The 13,920-nt window shown below is 38.7% G+C and carries 13 protein-coding genes and 1 pseudogene; 8 read left to right on the forward strand and 6 right to left on the reverse strand.

All coding sequences use genetic code 11. The annotated features are described in order from the left end of the window. Positions 1-126 precede the first annotated feature (126 nt). Both PVV66_RS07290 and PVV66_RS07295 read left to right on the forward strand, forming a co-directional pair. On the forward strand, positions 127-606 hold the full coding sequence (locus PVV66_RS07290) for a MaoC family dehydratase (RefSeq protein WP_273719125.1): 480 nt from the start codon (positions 127-129) through the stop codon (positions 604-606). A gap of 525 nt (positions 607-1,131) precedes the next feature. Further along, positions 1,132-1,254 (forward strand): hypothetical protein, encoded by a 123-nt coding sequence (locus PVV66_RS07295; RefSeq protein WP_273719126.1) that lies wholly within the window; start codon positions 1,132-1,134, stop codon positions 1,252-1,254. 350 nt (positions 1,255-1,604) lie between these two features. On the opposite strand, the pseudogene PVV66_RS07300 reads toward PVV66_RS07295, so the two are convergent. From PVV66_RS07300 to PVV66_RS07315, 4 genes and pseudogenes are all read right to left on the reverse strand, one after another. Further along, positions 1,605-1,886 (reverse strand): annotated as a pseudogene (locus PVV66_RS07300) (integrase); the annotation flags it as partial. A 475-nt stretch (positions 1,887-2,361) separates the two neighbouring features. Then, positions 2,362-3,021: a methionine ABC transporter permease gene (locus PVV66_RS07305; RefSeq protein ID WP_273719127.1), complete on the reverse strand. Its 660-nt coding sequence runs from the start codon at positions 3,019-3,021 to the stop codon at positions 2,362-2,364. Then, complete coding sequence (locus PVV66_RS07310) at positions 3,014-4,048, reverse strand: methionine ABC transporter ATP-binding protein (RefSeq protein WP_273719128.1); 1,035 nt, start codon at positions 4,046-4,048, stop codon at positions 3,014-3,016. The genes PVV66_RS07305 and PVV66_RS07310 overlap by 8 nt, the downstream gene beginning before the upstream one ends. A gap of 27 nt (positions 4,049-4,075) precedes the next feature. Then, entirely contained in the window at positions 4,076-4,894 is an 819-nt protein-coding gene (locus PVV66_RS07315) for a MetQ/NlpA family ABC transporter substrate-binding protein (RefSeq protein ID WP_273719129.1), read from the reverse strand. A gap of 519 nt (positions 4,895-5,413) precedes the next feature. Between PVV66_RS07315 and PVV66_RS07320 the strand changes: the two genes are divergently transcribed. Then, positions 5,414-6,082 (forward strand): SH3 domain-containing protein, encoded by a 669-nt coding sequence (locus PVV66_RS07320; protein ID WP_273719130.1) that lies wholly within the window; start codon positions 5,414-5,416, stop codon positions 6,080-6,082. A gap of 535 nt (positions 6,083-6,617) precedes the next feature. Here PVV66_RS07320 and PVV66_RS07325 read toward each other — a convergent pair. Then, on the reverse strand, positions 6,618-7,649 hold the full coding sequence (locus PVV66_RS07325) for an aspartate-semialdehyde dehydrogenase (RefSeq protein ID WP_273719131.1): 1,032 nt from the start codon (positions 7,647-7,649) through the stop codon (positions 6,618-6,620). A gap of 499 nt (positions 7,650-8,148) precedes the next feature. Then, positions 8,149-8,529 (reverse strand): helix-turn-helix transcriptional regulator, encoded by a 381-nt coding sequence (locus tag PVV66_RS07330; RefSeq protein ID WP_273719137.1) that lies wholly within the window; start codon positions 8,527-8,529, stop codon positions 8,149-8,151. A gap of 234 nt (positions 8,530-8,763) precedes the next feature. On the opposite strand from PVV66_RS07330, the gene PVV66_RS07335 reads away from it, so the two are divergent. The 5 genes from PVV66_RS07335 to PVV66_RS07355 all read left to right on the forward strand — a co-directional run. Then, a complete protein-coding gene (locus PVV66_RS07335; RefSeq protein ID WP_273719132.1) occupies positions 8,764-9,945 on the forward strand; it encodes a site-specific integrase in 1,182 nt (393 codons plus the stop codon). A 176-nt stretch (positions 9,946-10,121) separates the two neighbouring features. Continuing rightward, a complete protein-coding gene (locus tag PVV66_RS07340) occupies positions 10,122-10,322 on the forward strand; it encodes an AlpA family transcriptional regulator (protein WP_273719133.1) in 201 nt (66 codons plus the stop codon). A 99-nt stretch (positions 10,323-10,421) separates the two neighbouring features. Continuing rightward, positions 10,422-11,336, forward strand: a complete 915-nt coding sequence (locus PVV66_RS07345) for a toprim domain-containing protein (protein ID WP_273719134.1) — start codon at positions 10,422-10,424, stop codon at positions 11,334-11,336. 12 nt (positions 11,337-11,348) lie between these two features. Then, a complete protein-coding gene (locus tag PVV66_RS07350) occupies positions 11,349-12,947 on the forward strand; it encodes a YfjI family protein (RefSeq protein WP_273719135.1) in 1,599 nt (532 codons plus the stop codon). 573 nt (positions 12,948-13,520) lie between these two features. After that, on the forward strand, positions 13,521-13,920 hold a 400-nt coding region (locus PVV66_RS07355), incomplete at its 3' end, for a restriction endonuclease (protein ID WP_273719136.1).

Consider the following 13,920-nt stretch of genomic DNA (forward strand, 5'->3'; position numbering starts at 1 on the left):
TTTTTTTATTCATAAGGTGTATTTGTTTTTAAGACAATTAATCTTTTATTCTTGATGCTCTAATCAATGGGTTTTATAAAAGCAAGAGGGGTGGTGGGTTTTATCAAATAAAATAGGAATAGCGTTATGCAGCAAAAAATCGCAGTACAAGATGTCACTACTTTTATTGGGAAAGAAATAGGATTATCGGGGTGGCGTCTTGTTACACAAGATATGATTAATCAATTTGCATGCGCTACAGATGATCATCAATGGATACACGTTGATGAGGAAAAGGCTAAAGAGACGCCTTTTAGGGGAACGATTGCTCATGGTTTTTTAACATTATCGCTTTTGTCTACGCTTGCTTATGAGGCTCTTCCAGAGTTAGACGGGGCTACAATGGGGATTAATTATGGTTTTGATAAAGTACGCTTCATGAGTCCTGTGAAAACAGGGGCACGGGTGCGTGCGCGTTTTGTGTTAGATGATGCAGAAATTCGCCCTTCTGGTCGCGTGGTTTTCCATTATGGGGTTACAGTGGAAGTTGAACAGTTAAAAAAACCAGCCCTTACGGCTCAATGGCTTATTGTTGCTGTTATGGGAGAAAAATCTTCCAACCTTTAAGATTATTTGAGTGCTTTGTTTGAAGAATTTTCATACAATTTTCTTCGAATTTTCTTCGATGATAACATTGAGGATATATTTATTTATAAGGATAGCTTCGTGTCATTCATCCGGAATGCGAGGCTAGAATATCGTAAGCTTCTCTCATTCTAAACCTATTTTTATGTTGAAACAATCAAAACCACTCATTTGCATGTTTAAAAGCGGGGGGTCTTGTATGGAGTGAAACTGTACAAGAAAGCTATGCTTCTTATGAACTGTCTCGAGTGTTAAGGGGTGATTTGCAACACTGTGCACTGGCAAAGTGTATGATGATGTTAGTCTGCTCTTTTATAAAGCGTAAAGATGGAGGTTCAATGGATTGACTGTTATACCATTCACGGATACTGTCGCGAAATGGACTTAGAGGCTTTGATGCCTTTTTCAAACAAGCGTATGAATATGTGAGCCAAGTCTATTTCGTTTGGGGACTTCTGTTTTTACCAGCAGGTTATGATCCATTAAAGAACGTGATAAACAAAAAGCGTGGGACAATGCGTAATCTCCATTATTTTAAAGGATATTGCTTTAGATGCTTTTGAAAGTTTTAATGCCAAACTAAAGAATGATGGTAAAGATGGAAATTGGTTTACATCTTTACGCCTTTAATATTCTTCTAAAATTAGGCAGTTTTCCCGTTTTAGAATTATGTCTACAAAGATATGCAATAGGCTTGTTTGCACTTTGGCATACAAAAGCAGGAATAGTGTTTAGAGATTTTATCCAACTCAATATCGTTTAAAATATGCTGCTGTATTTGGTTTAGATTTTGATTTACAGGTAGAAAGTTAAAGCACAAACCTTGTTTAAGAAAATAATGTCATAAAACCATTAATAGATCAGCAATGGATTGGCGAGAGATTCCTTCTTTTTATCAAACACTTTGGAAGATAACAATCATACATTGAGAGTGATCAATCATAATTATGGTGGAGGTGTTATAGCCTTGATAGCGATAGCAGATTGTTCTGTCTGTTCGATTGTTTTGATGGGGTGTTGCTAATGGAGTCACGCCTCTCATGCAAAACAGAACGCTATTGGGTTGCTCGTTCACTGGCTTTTTTAAAAGAAACACCTCTCAAGGCATCTAAGCCCATTTCGTGACGGGCCCGTGAATGGTAGAACGATAAAGCCATTGAGCCCCCATCTTTACGCTTATGAAGTAACAAGTCGGTACCATCGTTATATTTGCCAGCGCCCAATTGCGACAGACTTTTCTTAAGACGGTTCATAAGAGCCATTTTTAGTCCTTTCTTAATAGTTTTTATCCACACGCTAATCTCATTTGTAACGTGCAGGCGATTTTGATTGATTCAACATGGAGAGATTTGAAATAAAAGATCTTACGATATTCGGTATTCTCATTCAATATGAATAACGCTATATTATCACTATAAATCAATATCTTGTCTAAGTTTTGATCAGATCGTGATTAAGAGAATGATTTAACAAGATAATTTATCGTTTTATGGTGAGAGAGAGTTTTGAATGTTGTAAGATCTCTCATTTTATCCCCTTTTATGTTGAAGCCATTAAAACTATTTGCTTGGTTACAAATTGGGGCTTTTGCCGATAAAATCGTTTAAGAAAAGAGAAAAAGTGCTTGGCTTTTTATGAGCGGTTTCAGATCGCCAAGGGGTGTTTCTACTTGCAAGGTGTTGCACTTTGGAAGTGGCAAAGAGAGTGATAATGCAAGCCCGTGAAATTCTAAGTCTTTTAATGCTTCGTTTTATCAAGTTTTTGTACGATTTTATCAGAAGTCCATTGGGTTATAATATTGAGCATGATCAAAAGAATGATAACGATGGTCATGATGAAGGTATTATAACGTTGATAGCCATAGCGGATTGCCATGTCTCCTAAACCGCCTCCACCAAGATATCCGGCAAGTGAGGTGGCGCCTATGAGAGAAATGACCATGACTGTAAAACCTGTAATTAGGCTAGGGAGAGCTTCAGGAATAAGAACATGTCTGATAATTTGCAGACGGCTTGCACCCATAGAGCGGATAGCTTCAATGAGGCCGTTTTCAACGGTTTTAAAAGAGAGTTCGGCCATGCGTGCATAAAAAGGAATGGCTGAAATGGTCAGTATAAAAATTACAGCAGGCATTCCTATCCCTCGTCCTACAACGATACGCGTAACGGGAAGAAGATAAAATGCAAGAATAATAAAGGGAATGGCACGAATACTGTCAATGATCATGCTTAAAGGGCGATTGATGAGACATGAGGCAAAAATCCCTCCACGTGCTGTTGTGTGAAGAAGAAGACCAAGGGGAAGCCCTATAATAAATGCCATAAAAGATGCACTAAGTGCCATCAATATTGTATCAATAACAGCTTGGGGAAGTTCATGCGTGAGAACATTAAACATAACCTAATACCTCACAATATCGTCCTTTTTTCGTTAACCATTGAACAGCTTTGTCTAAAGCTTCTTTATCTTCTCCAGGAAGAGCCAAGAAGAGTCGCCCGATGGTTTCATCTTGAACTGTATCAATGCCACCATGCAAAATACGTGCTTTTAAACCACTCTCATTTTCTAGCAGATGAAGAAAAGGTTGCTGGGCAATTTCACCGGCAATATTGATTTCAATGACAGCCTCTTGTCCGATGGGTTTGAGATTTTTCGCAAATTTTTCAGGAAGTTGTGGCGTGACAAGTTTGAGCATGGCGATAGTTGTATCGTCTTGCGGTGATGTAAAAATATCTTTCACATGTCCTTCTTCTACAATCTGCCCTTGATTAAGAACAACGACGCGATGCGCTATGGTGCGTACAACTTCCATTTCATGGGTAATGAGCACAATCGTGAGATTGAGGTGTTTGTTAATATTAGCAAGGAGCTCTAGAATAGATTGTGTTGTTTCAGGATCAAGAGCAGAAGTTGCTTCATCGGATAACAATATTTTAGGATTAGCGGCTAGAGCACGGGCAATGCCAACCCGTTGTTTTTGCCCTCCGGATAATTGTGCCGGATAACAATATTCTTTCCCATATAACCCAACCAATTCAATCAGTTCAAGGGCGCGTTTGTGGCGTTGTTTTTTACTGACACCACTTAATTTAAGGGGCAATGCAATGTTATCAAGAATATTTTGTGATGAGAGAAGATTGAAATGTTGAAAAATCATTCCAATCCGTTGTCGATAAGGCGCCCATTCTATCTCTGATAGATTTGAAATATCAACACCTTCAAAAAAAATGGACCCTGCATCAATTTTCTCTAACCCATTTAAACAGCGAATAAGTGTTGATTTTCCTGCTCCACTGCGCCCAATAATGCCAAGGATTTCACCAGCATGGATATTTAAAGAGAGATTATTGATTACCGGAACACCAGCCGTTTTGTTAAAACAACGGCTGATGTTTTTTAAGGAGATAAGAGTAGGTTTTTCCATTCACGATTACCGGGATATTTGGCACAATTACCAAGATGTTTGGGCTGTTGTACCAAAAACCTCTTTGATTTTTGCACGGATAAGTTCATTGTTGTAAGCGGCAACTAATTTTTTTACCCATGGTTCATCTTTTTCACTCGTGCGTACAACGATGATATTATCATAAGGATTATTTTTTGCGCTCTCCCATGCGACTACATCTTTTTCGAAGTTTAATCCAGAAACAATAGCCCAGTTTGTGTTTATAATTGCAATATCAAAATCGTCGATTGCACGCCCGAGCATACCGGCATCGAGTTCACGAATTTGTAGGTTTTTAGGATTTTCAATAATATCAAGTGGAGATGCAAGAATATTATGAGGATCTTTTAACTTAATGAGACCTAAAGAATTGAGAAGAAGTAAGGCTCTTCCACCATTCGATGGGTCATTAGGAATACCAACATGTGCACCATCACGCAGATCTTTTAAATCTTTTATTTTGTGCGAATAAACACCGATTGGAGCAATAAATGTATAGCCAACAATTGAAAGTTTATAGCCACGTTGTTTCATTTGTTCATTAAGATAAGGTGCGTGCTGAAAAGCATTCGCATCGATCTCTCCTGCGTTAACAGCGTCGTTGGGCAAAGCGTAATCAGAAAAATAAACGAGTTCAATATCTAAACCGTCTTTTTTAGCCTGTTCAGCAGCAATTTTCCAGATAATCGCATCCCGTCCCTCCATAATACCGAGTTTGATTTTTGTTTTGTCTGCAGCCATGGAAAAAGCAGTAGACAAAAAAAGTGCCAAGAGAGAGAGGAATAATCCTCTAAGACAACTACGAGAAAAAAATTTTAATGTCATGTGCTTTTAACTTTCTTTTATAAGAGATTTTTTGAGGAAATCTTCAATATACTCTGTATTTTTTTAGGAAGATCTGAGCCTATACAAGCTTTAGAGAATATTCAATCACTTTTATTTTAAAAAGAGTATTCTTTTTCTCTCCATTTTCGGCAGTTTTGGGGAAATATCATCATTTGTTCATAGAAAATCTCTGAAATTCAGGTCATCAATTCTTCTATTGTAATGATTTGTTGAGGGAACCAATGACACTTTAAAAACTTCTTTAAGAGAATGATTGGTTGAAGAGTCAAGCAATCAGATGATGTTTTAGTCGTCAATTCATGAGGAATAGACTGCGCAATCAAGATCAAAAGGCCCGTGTTTGTGGAGAGCGGTGGAGGGGACAAAGAGAGATTTTGTTGCCTGTGGTTGGGGGCTTTGGGGGGGAAAAGAAAGATTGATGATTACTGGATTTAAACGCAGCAAATTTTTGCAAAGGCGAATATTTTGCCCTTCACATGTTAGAGAGGAAGAAAAATAATGTTAAGAAAGAATTTTTTATCAACGACGATGACTTTATGGGCTTTGGGGAGTTTATGCGCTTTGGGAGCATCAGGGGGGGCTGTGACTACTTCTCACGCGCAAGCAGCTGGGACCATTGCTGGAACCGTTGCGCGTGTTGCATCAGGTCAGGTATCTTTACGCACAGGTCCTGCGACAGCTTATAAAGTGATCGCAATGGTTCCAATGGGAGCAAAAGTACAAATTTATGGCTGTCTATCCAATAAAACTTGGTGTTCTCTTGGTTATCATGGAAAAGTTGGTTGGGCATCTGCACGTTATGTCAATGTCAACAATGTTCCTACTATCGCTTTTAAAAAGGCGCCTGTAAAATCAACTTCCATGATAAAGTCGCCAAAAGTAAAAAAAGAAAAAGTAAAACAGGCTGTTTCTGACTTTAAAGCGCTTCCGGCGATGCAAAAAACACGCAAAAACATGCAAAAATTGTATAGAACCGATGTGATTATCGATGCCACAGGTGTCAAAAAAAGGGATGAACGGACAATTTTAAATCCTTCGCCAAAAGCACAAGGCGTTTCTGTAAAGCGTGTGAATGCTTATAATCCCTTCTTTCCTCGTGATGTCAATTACAAAAACTTTGAACGCAATGAAACGCGTTACCGTGTTGTGACCTATCCTGCTCAATAAGGATAAAGTCAATCTCACGAGAGAGATGACAAAAAAGATGGCAGCATAAAGAAGAAAATGCTTTATGCTGCTGATCCTATTGTACCATAAAATGGCATTAAGGCGACGAGGGGTAACTTAAGGTGGCGGGAGTTAAGAATATTCAGAGTAAAATTTATCAACGCCTCTAGATCTGCCCTTTTCGGGGGGCGTTCAGTGGAATTTGCTTGAGAAAAGTTGGATTTTTACAGACTGGCTAGGGCTTTTTTTCCTTGTTACTGTTGTGTCGTAAGGCGGCATGAGGACGGTGAACGGTGCAAACGCGTTAAAAAGTGCGATTGTGTACAAGAGCAGATAGAGATCTTCGTTTTTTAAGGCGGCGAGAGGTAACTTTAAGGTGGTGAGGTATTTAAGAGTAAAATTTATCAATGCCTCGAATTACTGTCCTTTAGGGTGGTGATATAAACCCTTAGTAGGGGAAGATCCTGCTGAAGAGAAGCCGGACTTTTTGACAGACCGGCTCTTTAGCTTTTCATTCTTTCGGATAGAGAAATGGTTAATTTACAGACTTAGGCTTTATCAAATTACGAGAAATAAGCAATTCAGCAATTTGAACGGCATTTAATGCGGCTCCTTTTCTTAAATTATCGGCGACAACCCAGAAAGCTAAACCATTTTCAACGGTGATATCTTCACGAACACGGCTAATAAAGGTGTCATCTTCTCCTGTACATTCATAAGGTGTGGTATAGCCACCATCTTCGTGTTTATCGATAAGCTGACAACCGGGGGCGTCGCGGAGAAGCTCTTGTGCTTCAGATACGCTGAGTGGTTTTTCAAATTCAACATGGACGGCTTCTGCATGACCGATAAAGACAGGAACCCGAACAGCAGTGGCTGTTAATTTAATTTTGGGATCAAGAATTTTTTTCGTTTCAGCCGTCATTTTCCATTCTTCTTTTGTATAACCATCTTCCATGAAAACATCGATATGGGGAATGACATTAAAGGCAATGCGTTTGGTGAATTTTTTTGATGTAATTGGATCTGCAACAAACACTGCGCGTGATTGTTCGAACAGTTCGTCCATTCCTTCTTTACCAGCTCCAGAAACCGATTGATATGTAGAGACAACAACCCGTTTAATGGTGGCAGCATCATGGAGAGGTTTTAAAGCTAAGACCAGTTGAATGGTTGAACAATTGGGATTGGCTATAATATTACGCTTAGAAAAGGCAGTTACAGCTTGTGCATTGACTTCAGGGACAATCAACGGAACATTAGCATCATAGCGCCACGTGGAGGAATTGTCGATAACGACACAGCCGGCTGCAGCAATTTTAGGAGCATATTCTTTGGAAATGCTTCCCCCCGCAGACATAAGACACAAATCTGTGTCAGAGAAATCATAAGTATCCAGTGCTTTTACTTTTAAAGTTTTGTCTCCATAAGAAACTTCTTGCCCTAATGAGCGTCGTGAAGCTAGAGGGACGATTTCGTGTGCAGGAAAACCACGCTCTTCTAAAATTGTAAGCATTTCACGACCGACATTTCCTGTTGCGCCGACAATTGCAACTTTAAAACTCATTTTCTATACTCCTTCGTGTCTCTCCACGTTTATTCCCCGCGCTATACTCAGGAGAGAGTGAGTTGGTCAAGGAACATCATTAAATTATATCTTCAACAATCCCATTTTGTGCACATCAATCATAATCGTTCGCACAATAAGTTAGTTTTATTTCAAATAATTCGGTCTTTTTTAATCTTTCAGAATTGAAAAAATTGAATATTTTATGCGAAGTCTTCATCTCTTTGAGAGTGCACTTAAGTGAATTTTTTATCTTCTGTCAATTGTTTCTCTTCACGTTCTTTAATTTTTAAAAGATGGTATGATGCATTGCGTTGGAAGTTTTTTTAAATCTTTTATTTGTTCAGTGTTCAATTATTTGATCTCTTCCCTCCCTCTCTAAAGACAAAGATTTCCACTCAAACTGTTTCCAGATCGGATAAAAATCTTCGTCCTTTGGGGGAGACAGTTGAAAATGCTTTTCAATGTTATTCAACACATTGATTTCTTTTCCGTAAATTCATGAAAATAAGAGGCTGTTTTTTTCATCAGAAATCAATTGCAAGATTGCCTTTTGTTTTTTACGAGTAAGGATTCTGAAGTTTTTCAAAAGTAAATACTCTTCTTTACTCGATATTTGGTCATCATAATAACAGAGGCTATCTTCTTTTTGTGCGCTATCAGCGTAAAAGAAGGAAATGGGAACATCGAGTCTATCAGCAATTTCCTGCAAACATTTTGCACTTACGCGATTTAAACCTTTTTCATATTTTTGTATTTGTTGGAATGTTACCCCCAAATGATTTCCCAATTGTTTTTGAGAAATCCCCATGATTTTTCTTTTGAAGCGAATTTTCTTGCCCAAAGAAATATCGTAAAAATGTGGATTTTTAGTTTGCACTTTTTGCACTTAAAGCCCCCTCCGGTTGCGAGCGCCCTCGCATTAGTATCCGGGATCTGGCAACACATTGATTTATAATAATAAATCATTCTTTTTCAACTTGAATCATAACTCCGAATATAGTAAGATTTTCTCATCACAAACCCTCTCAGATTGAATCAATTAATATCACTTGCTTGCACGTCAAAAGCGGGGCTGGTGTGTGGGTAAAAATGAGGAAAGAAAGGAGTAAAAATGCCTCTTATGAATCGTCTTAATGCAAGGGCTGTCGCAACATTGGGGGCTGGCAAATATAATGATGGTGCCGGCTTGCTTCTCCATAAGCGTAAAGATGGTGGTGCTCAATGGCTTTATCGTTATACCATTCATGGTCGGCGCCGCGAAATGGGCTTGGGTGCGTTGCGAAATGTTTCTTTAAAAAAAGCCCGTGAATTAGCAAATCAATGGCGTTCTGTTTTGCATGAGGGGCGTGATCCCATTAAAGAACGTGAGAAACAAAAGCGTGAGGCAATAAGTAATCTCCATTACCTAAAAGACATTGCCTTAGATGCTTTTGAAAGTCGTAAAGCTGAATTAAAAGGAGATGGCAAGGCTGGGAATTGGTTTCTACCTTTACAACTTTATATTCTCCCCAAATTAGGCTGTATTCCTATTTCAGAAATTACACAAACAGAGATACGTAATGTTCTTGCTCCCATATGGCATACAAAAGCTGCAACAGCAGAGAAAGCAATAAATCGTCTTAATCTTTGTCTTAAACATGCGGCTGCATTAGGATTGGATGTTGATTTACAAGCAACAATAAAAGCACGCGCTCTTTTAGGGAAGCAACGCCATAAAGCACAAAATTTACCTGCAATGGATTGGAAAGATGTGCCTTCCTTTTATCAGTCACTCTGCAAAACAACAACCATGACACAACTGGCTTTGCGTTTACTTATTTTGACAGGTGTTCGTACACGCCCTTTGCGTTATATGCGTGAAGATCAGATTGATGGGGATATATGGACTATCCCTGCTGAAAGTATGAAAGGACGACGCGATGCTACAGAAGAATTTCGCGTTCCTTTATCATCAGAAGCACTAAAAGTGATTAAACAAGCACGCCTTTTATCTCGCAATGGGTTTCTTTTTTCTGCAACCGGTCGCGGTCCTCTTGCACAAAACAGCATGCTACAATACATGAAAAAAACTGCTCTGGAAGCTTGCCCCCATGGTTTTCGCTCTAGTTTACGTGATTGGCTCGCAGAAACAACCAATGCCCCTTATGAGGTCGCTGAAACCATTCTAGGTTATACGGTAGGGAGAAAAGTGGAGCGTGCTTATCGTCGTACAGACTATTTAGAACAGCGTCGTATTTTTATGGATAGATGGGCTTCTTATATCACTGGTCAAAACAATAAAAGTTGTGGATAGCTCTATGTCTCCATTTTCCTTGTTTTATCCATAACGGATAATACAATCACAAATTATTGCTTATCTTGATAAAAAATCACAAGATATTGTTTTTTTGCTGGAAAAGTTTGCTACGAATTGCTATTTATATATAGTTAATAAACAGTGATTCTATCATTTAATATAGAGGGGATTTCATGATTCCAAATGAACCACTCCTCACAGTACGTGAGAGTGCAAAACTACTTAATATAAGCGTTTCAACACTTTGGCGGCGGGTCGCTGATGGCTCGGTACCAAAGCCTTTAAAGATTGGTTCCTTAGCGCGCTGGTTACAATCTGACCTTTGCGATGTAATCGAAAAAGCAAAAAACCAACGTGGCAACGACACCGCCTAAAGAAAACTTTGCCTTATAGGACAGACAAAGTATTTCGACTTTCGCAAATCCCGAAATAACAGAATCTGTCCTGTAATGCAAGTAGCAGGAAGGGATTTTATGCATTTTACAAATGCTACAACAAGCAATGCTTATGCATTGCATACAACAGCTCAAAAAATTACTTGTGCATTACGTGGAGTTTGGCATGGATATTATGGGATAGCCCGTTGTCCTGCTCATGATGATAGGCTGCCTAGCTTATCCCTTGCCAATGGATATGATGGGCGTCTTTTACTCACTTGTTATGCTGGCTGCTCTTTTAGAGAGATCATACAAGCGCTCAGAAGAATTGGCTTGCTTGGAAAACAAGCCTTTTTTGATAAAGCTTATGATCATACGCTCTCTTTATCAAAACAGTTTTGTGCTGATCTCAAACGAGCAAAACAGAAAACAGAGAGAGCAAAAGCAATTTGGCAACAAAGCCAACCAATCAAAAATACTTTAGCAGAAACCTATTTACGTATGCGGGGTATTACATGTGATTTGCCTACTGATTTACGCTTTCATAGCAAGTGTCCACACCCTTTAGGGATTACACTGCCCGCGTTGGTGGCTCTTGTTAAGGGCGCTGGCTCCTTTGCCATTCATAGAACCTTTTTACAAGCCAATGGCTGCAAAACAGATCAGAAACCAGCAAAAGCCATGTTGGGTTCTGTCATGGGCGGTGCTGTGCATTTAAGTCAAACCAATCCCAAACATCTGGTCATTTGTGAAGGCATTGAAACGGGTCTATCTCTTCTGTCTGGGTTGTTATCAGAGCCCGTGAATTTATGGGCGTCTCTTTCAACCAGTGGCATGATGCGTGTGAATTTACCCCATACAAAAGGACGTCTGACAATTGCAATGGACGGCGATGATGCGGGTCGTAAAGCAGGTCTTACCCTTGCAAAGCGTGCCTATAGACAAGGCTTTGAGGTCTTTATCATGCAAGCTCCAAAAGGAACTGATTTTAATAACGTATTACTTTCTTAAAAGAGGGAAACTATGAAAGATAGTAATTTACAAAACAAGAATGAAAATACTCCCGTCAATGATAACGATAATGTCTCTTTAAACGAAAATACTTGTTTAAAAGCCATTCCTTATGAAGTCGCCTTGCAACAAAACGGTTGGAAGGAATTACAACAGATTGAGAGTGCTCTTTTACCCGTTGAACCTTTTAATCCATTACAGCTCCCAATGCCATTCATGGACTATATTTATGACGTTTCAGAGCGTCAACAAGCTCCAATGGATTTTATTGCTGTCTCTGCTTTATGCGGTTTGGCGGCTGTCATTGGTAATGGCGTGCGGGTTGCTCCAAAACAACATGATGATTGGACGATTGTCCCTAATCTCTGGGGCGCTCTTATTGGACAGCCTTCAACCATGAAAACACCAGCCATGAAAGCCGCTTTAGCTCCTATCACTTGCCTTCAAAAGCAATGGTATAAAGACTGGTTAAAACAGAAAGAAAAACAAGAAATTGAAGAGATACTTGAAATTTTAGATAAATCAGAAAAGAAAAAACAAGCCCATAAAGCGATCAAAAAAGGAGATCTTGAAACAGCCCGTGCTCTTTTGTCTGAAGCCCCCTCTAAAGATAATACACATGATGATGATGTCTCTCGGTTTATTGTCAATGATGTCACGGTCGAAAAGCTTGGGGAATTGTTAAAAGAAAACCCCCGTGGTCTCTTAATGGTTCGTGATGAGTTATCTGGTTTTTTAACCAATCTAGAAAGAAAGGAATATCAAACAGACCGTGCTTTTTATCTCACATCTTTTAATGGAGATGATCAATTTACCTATGACCGTATCGAGCGGGGAACCATTTTTATCCCCCATGTAACGTTATCAATAATTGGAGGCATTCAACCTTCACGAATTCTTCCCATCATTCAAGCAATCCACCATGGAATAAACGATGACGGTTTATTGCAACGGTTTCAAATGATTGTGTGGCCCGATGAAAATCAAGAATGGAAATTGATTGATAGACCTCCCAATCAAGAGGGCTGGCAAAAGTATGAAGGTGTTTTTCGCTCTTTTCGTGATAAACGATTAGGTTCTCCAGAACACCCGCTGATCATGCGTTTTATGCCAAAAGCACAAGAGAAATTTTATGAATGGTTAGAAAACCTTCATAGAGAGGCAAAAGGAGGTACTCACTCAGAAAGCTTACAATCGCATCTTTTAAAAATGCCAAAGACCATAGCAAGCCTTGCGTTGATTTTTGAACTTCTTAATAGTGGTGGTTTTGAAATTGGTCTCTATGCCATTACAACAGCGTTGCGTTGGGAAAAATATCTGTTAAGTCATGTCAAAAGACTTTATGCGGCGGGGGATACATTAACAGCAGAGCGTGCAAAATTAATTGTTGAACGCTGTGATTGTTTACCCGATGGTTTTACAGCAAGGGATGTTTATAAACGTGATTGGAAATGTTTAACAGACAATCAAACCGTTAAGCAAGCTTTAGAGCTTTTATGTCGTTGTAACTATATTCGTAAAATCTCTGGAGACAAGTGCTCTCAAAGTGGTCGACCTACCATACGCTATGAATGGCACCCCTTAGTGAAAGATCATAAGACATCACACTGAGGCAATTTGGAAATCTTATAAAACATTAAACAATATAACAGTAAACCTTCAAAGCACTCCCCATCATTAGTTTTGGGGGGTTATGGGGGTTTTGGGTGTTCTTTTTACCCCCCCCTTTATATATATTTTTTAGTCAAAAATAAAAGTTATTATATTTCAATAAGTTAATCTTTCAAATAAACAACCTATACTAAACACAACACATAAATACAATTTTTAATATATATCTAAGAGGGTTTTGTAGGTGTTTTGGGGGTTTTAAAAACAGACAAAACCTCTCTATAAAATAATTCATAAAACTTATCAAAATACTCATTCTGATATTTTAAGCCCATAGTGAATTTGTCTTTTTTCCATAAAACAAACAGCAAATTTCACTACTTTGCTGATCTGATCTCTCTCATGGGCTGTGGATAAACAGCCTTTAAAAAACCTTTTGAAAAAAATTTATCCGCTTTTTAGCATTTTCCGAATTTTTCACACTATTCATTCAAAATGGATTTAATTAACTTCATTTCGATTCTTTTGAAGAGAATTAATCAATAGAATATATTGTTATGGAGTTTATTCTTTATGCTTCGCCCTCATCATTCCGATAATGAACATGTCTCTTTACGCTCTCTCTTAGAATATTATCGTCAACAAGCAAAATCACCCCGTGAATTGGGAACGCTGTTTGAAAACCTTGTCATGGCTTATCTTATGCATGACCCTCTCCATTTTGGACGATATGAAACGGTTGAGAGCTATTATGAATGGGCAACAGAGCGTGAAGGTTGGAATAAAAATGATATCGGCATTGATTTGGTTGCCAAGCTTCGTCATCAAGAAGGCTATGTGGCTATTCAATGTAAGTTTTATAAAGCTGACCATCAGATCAGTAAAAAAGATATTGATAGCTTTATCGCGGCATCTGGAAAAGACATCTTTAAATATCGTCTTCTCGTTGATACCACAGAAGTGGAATTAAGTG

This window comes from Bartonella sp. AU16XJBT (genome assembly GCF_028618665.1).
In the GTDB taxonomy this organism is placed as follows: Bacteria; Pseudomonadota; Alphaproteobacteria; order Rhizobiales; family Rhizobiaceae; genus Bartonella.

What these genes read in the sequence shown, in the direction of transcription:
- PVV66_RS07335 (WP_273719132.1), top strand. Translation starts at nt 8,764, where the DNA reads ATGCCTCTTATGAATCGTCTTAATGCAAGGGCTGTCGCAACATTGGGG.
- PVV66_RS07345 (WP_273719134.1), top strand. Translation starts at nt 10,422, where the DNA reads ATGCATTTTACAAATGCTACAACAAGCAATGCTTATGCATTGCATACA.
- PVV66_RS07340 (WP_273719133.1), top strand. Translation starts at nt 10,122, where the DNA reads ATGATTCCAAATGAACCACTCCTCACAGTACGTGAGAGTGCAAAACTA.
- PVV66_RS07325 (WP_273719131.1), bottom strand. Translation starts at nt 7,649, where the DNA reads ATGAGTTTTAAAGTTGCAATTGTCGGCGCAACAGGAAATGTCGGTCGT.
- PVV66_RS07290 (WP_273719125.1), top strand. Translation starts at nt 127, where the DNA reads ATGCAGCAAAAAATCGCAGTACAAGATGTCACTACTTTTATTGGGAAA.
- PVV66_RS07350 (WP_273719135.1), top strand. Translation starts at nt 11,349, where the DNA reads ATGAAAGATAGTAATTTACAAAACAAGAATGAAAATACTCCCGTCAAT.
- PVV66_RS07320 (WP_273719130.1), top strand. Translation starts at nt 5,414, where the DNA reads ATGTTAAGAAAGAATTTTTTATCAACGACGATGACTTTATGGGCTTTG.
- PVV66_RS07315 (WP_273719129.1), bottom strand. Translation starts at nt 4,894, where the DNA reads ATGACATTAAAATTTTTTTCTCGTAGTTGTCTTAGAGGATTATTCCTC.
- PVV66_RS07310 (WP_273719128.1), bottom strand. Translation starts at nt 4,048, where the DNA reads ATGGAAAAACCTACTCTTATCTCCTTAAAAAACATCAGCCGTTGTTTT.
- PVV66_RS07305 (WP_273719127.1), bottom strand. Translation starts at nt 3,021, where the DNA reads ATGTTTAATGTTCTCACGCATGAACTTCCCCAAGCTGTTATTGATACA.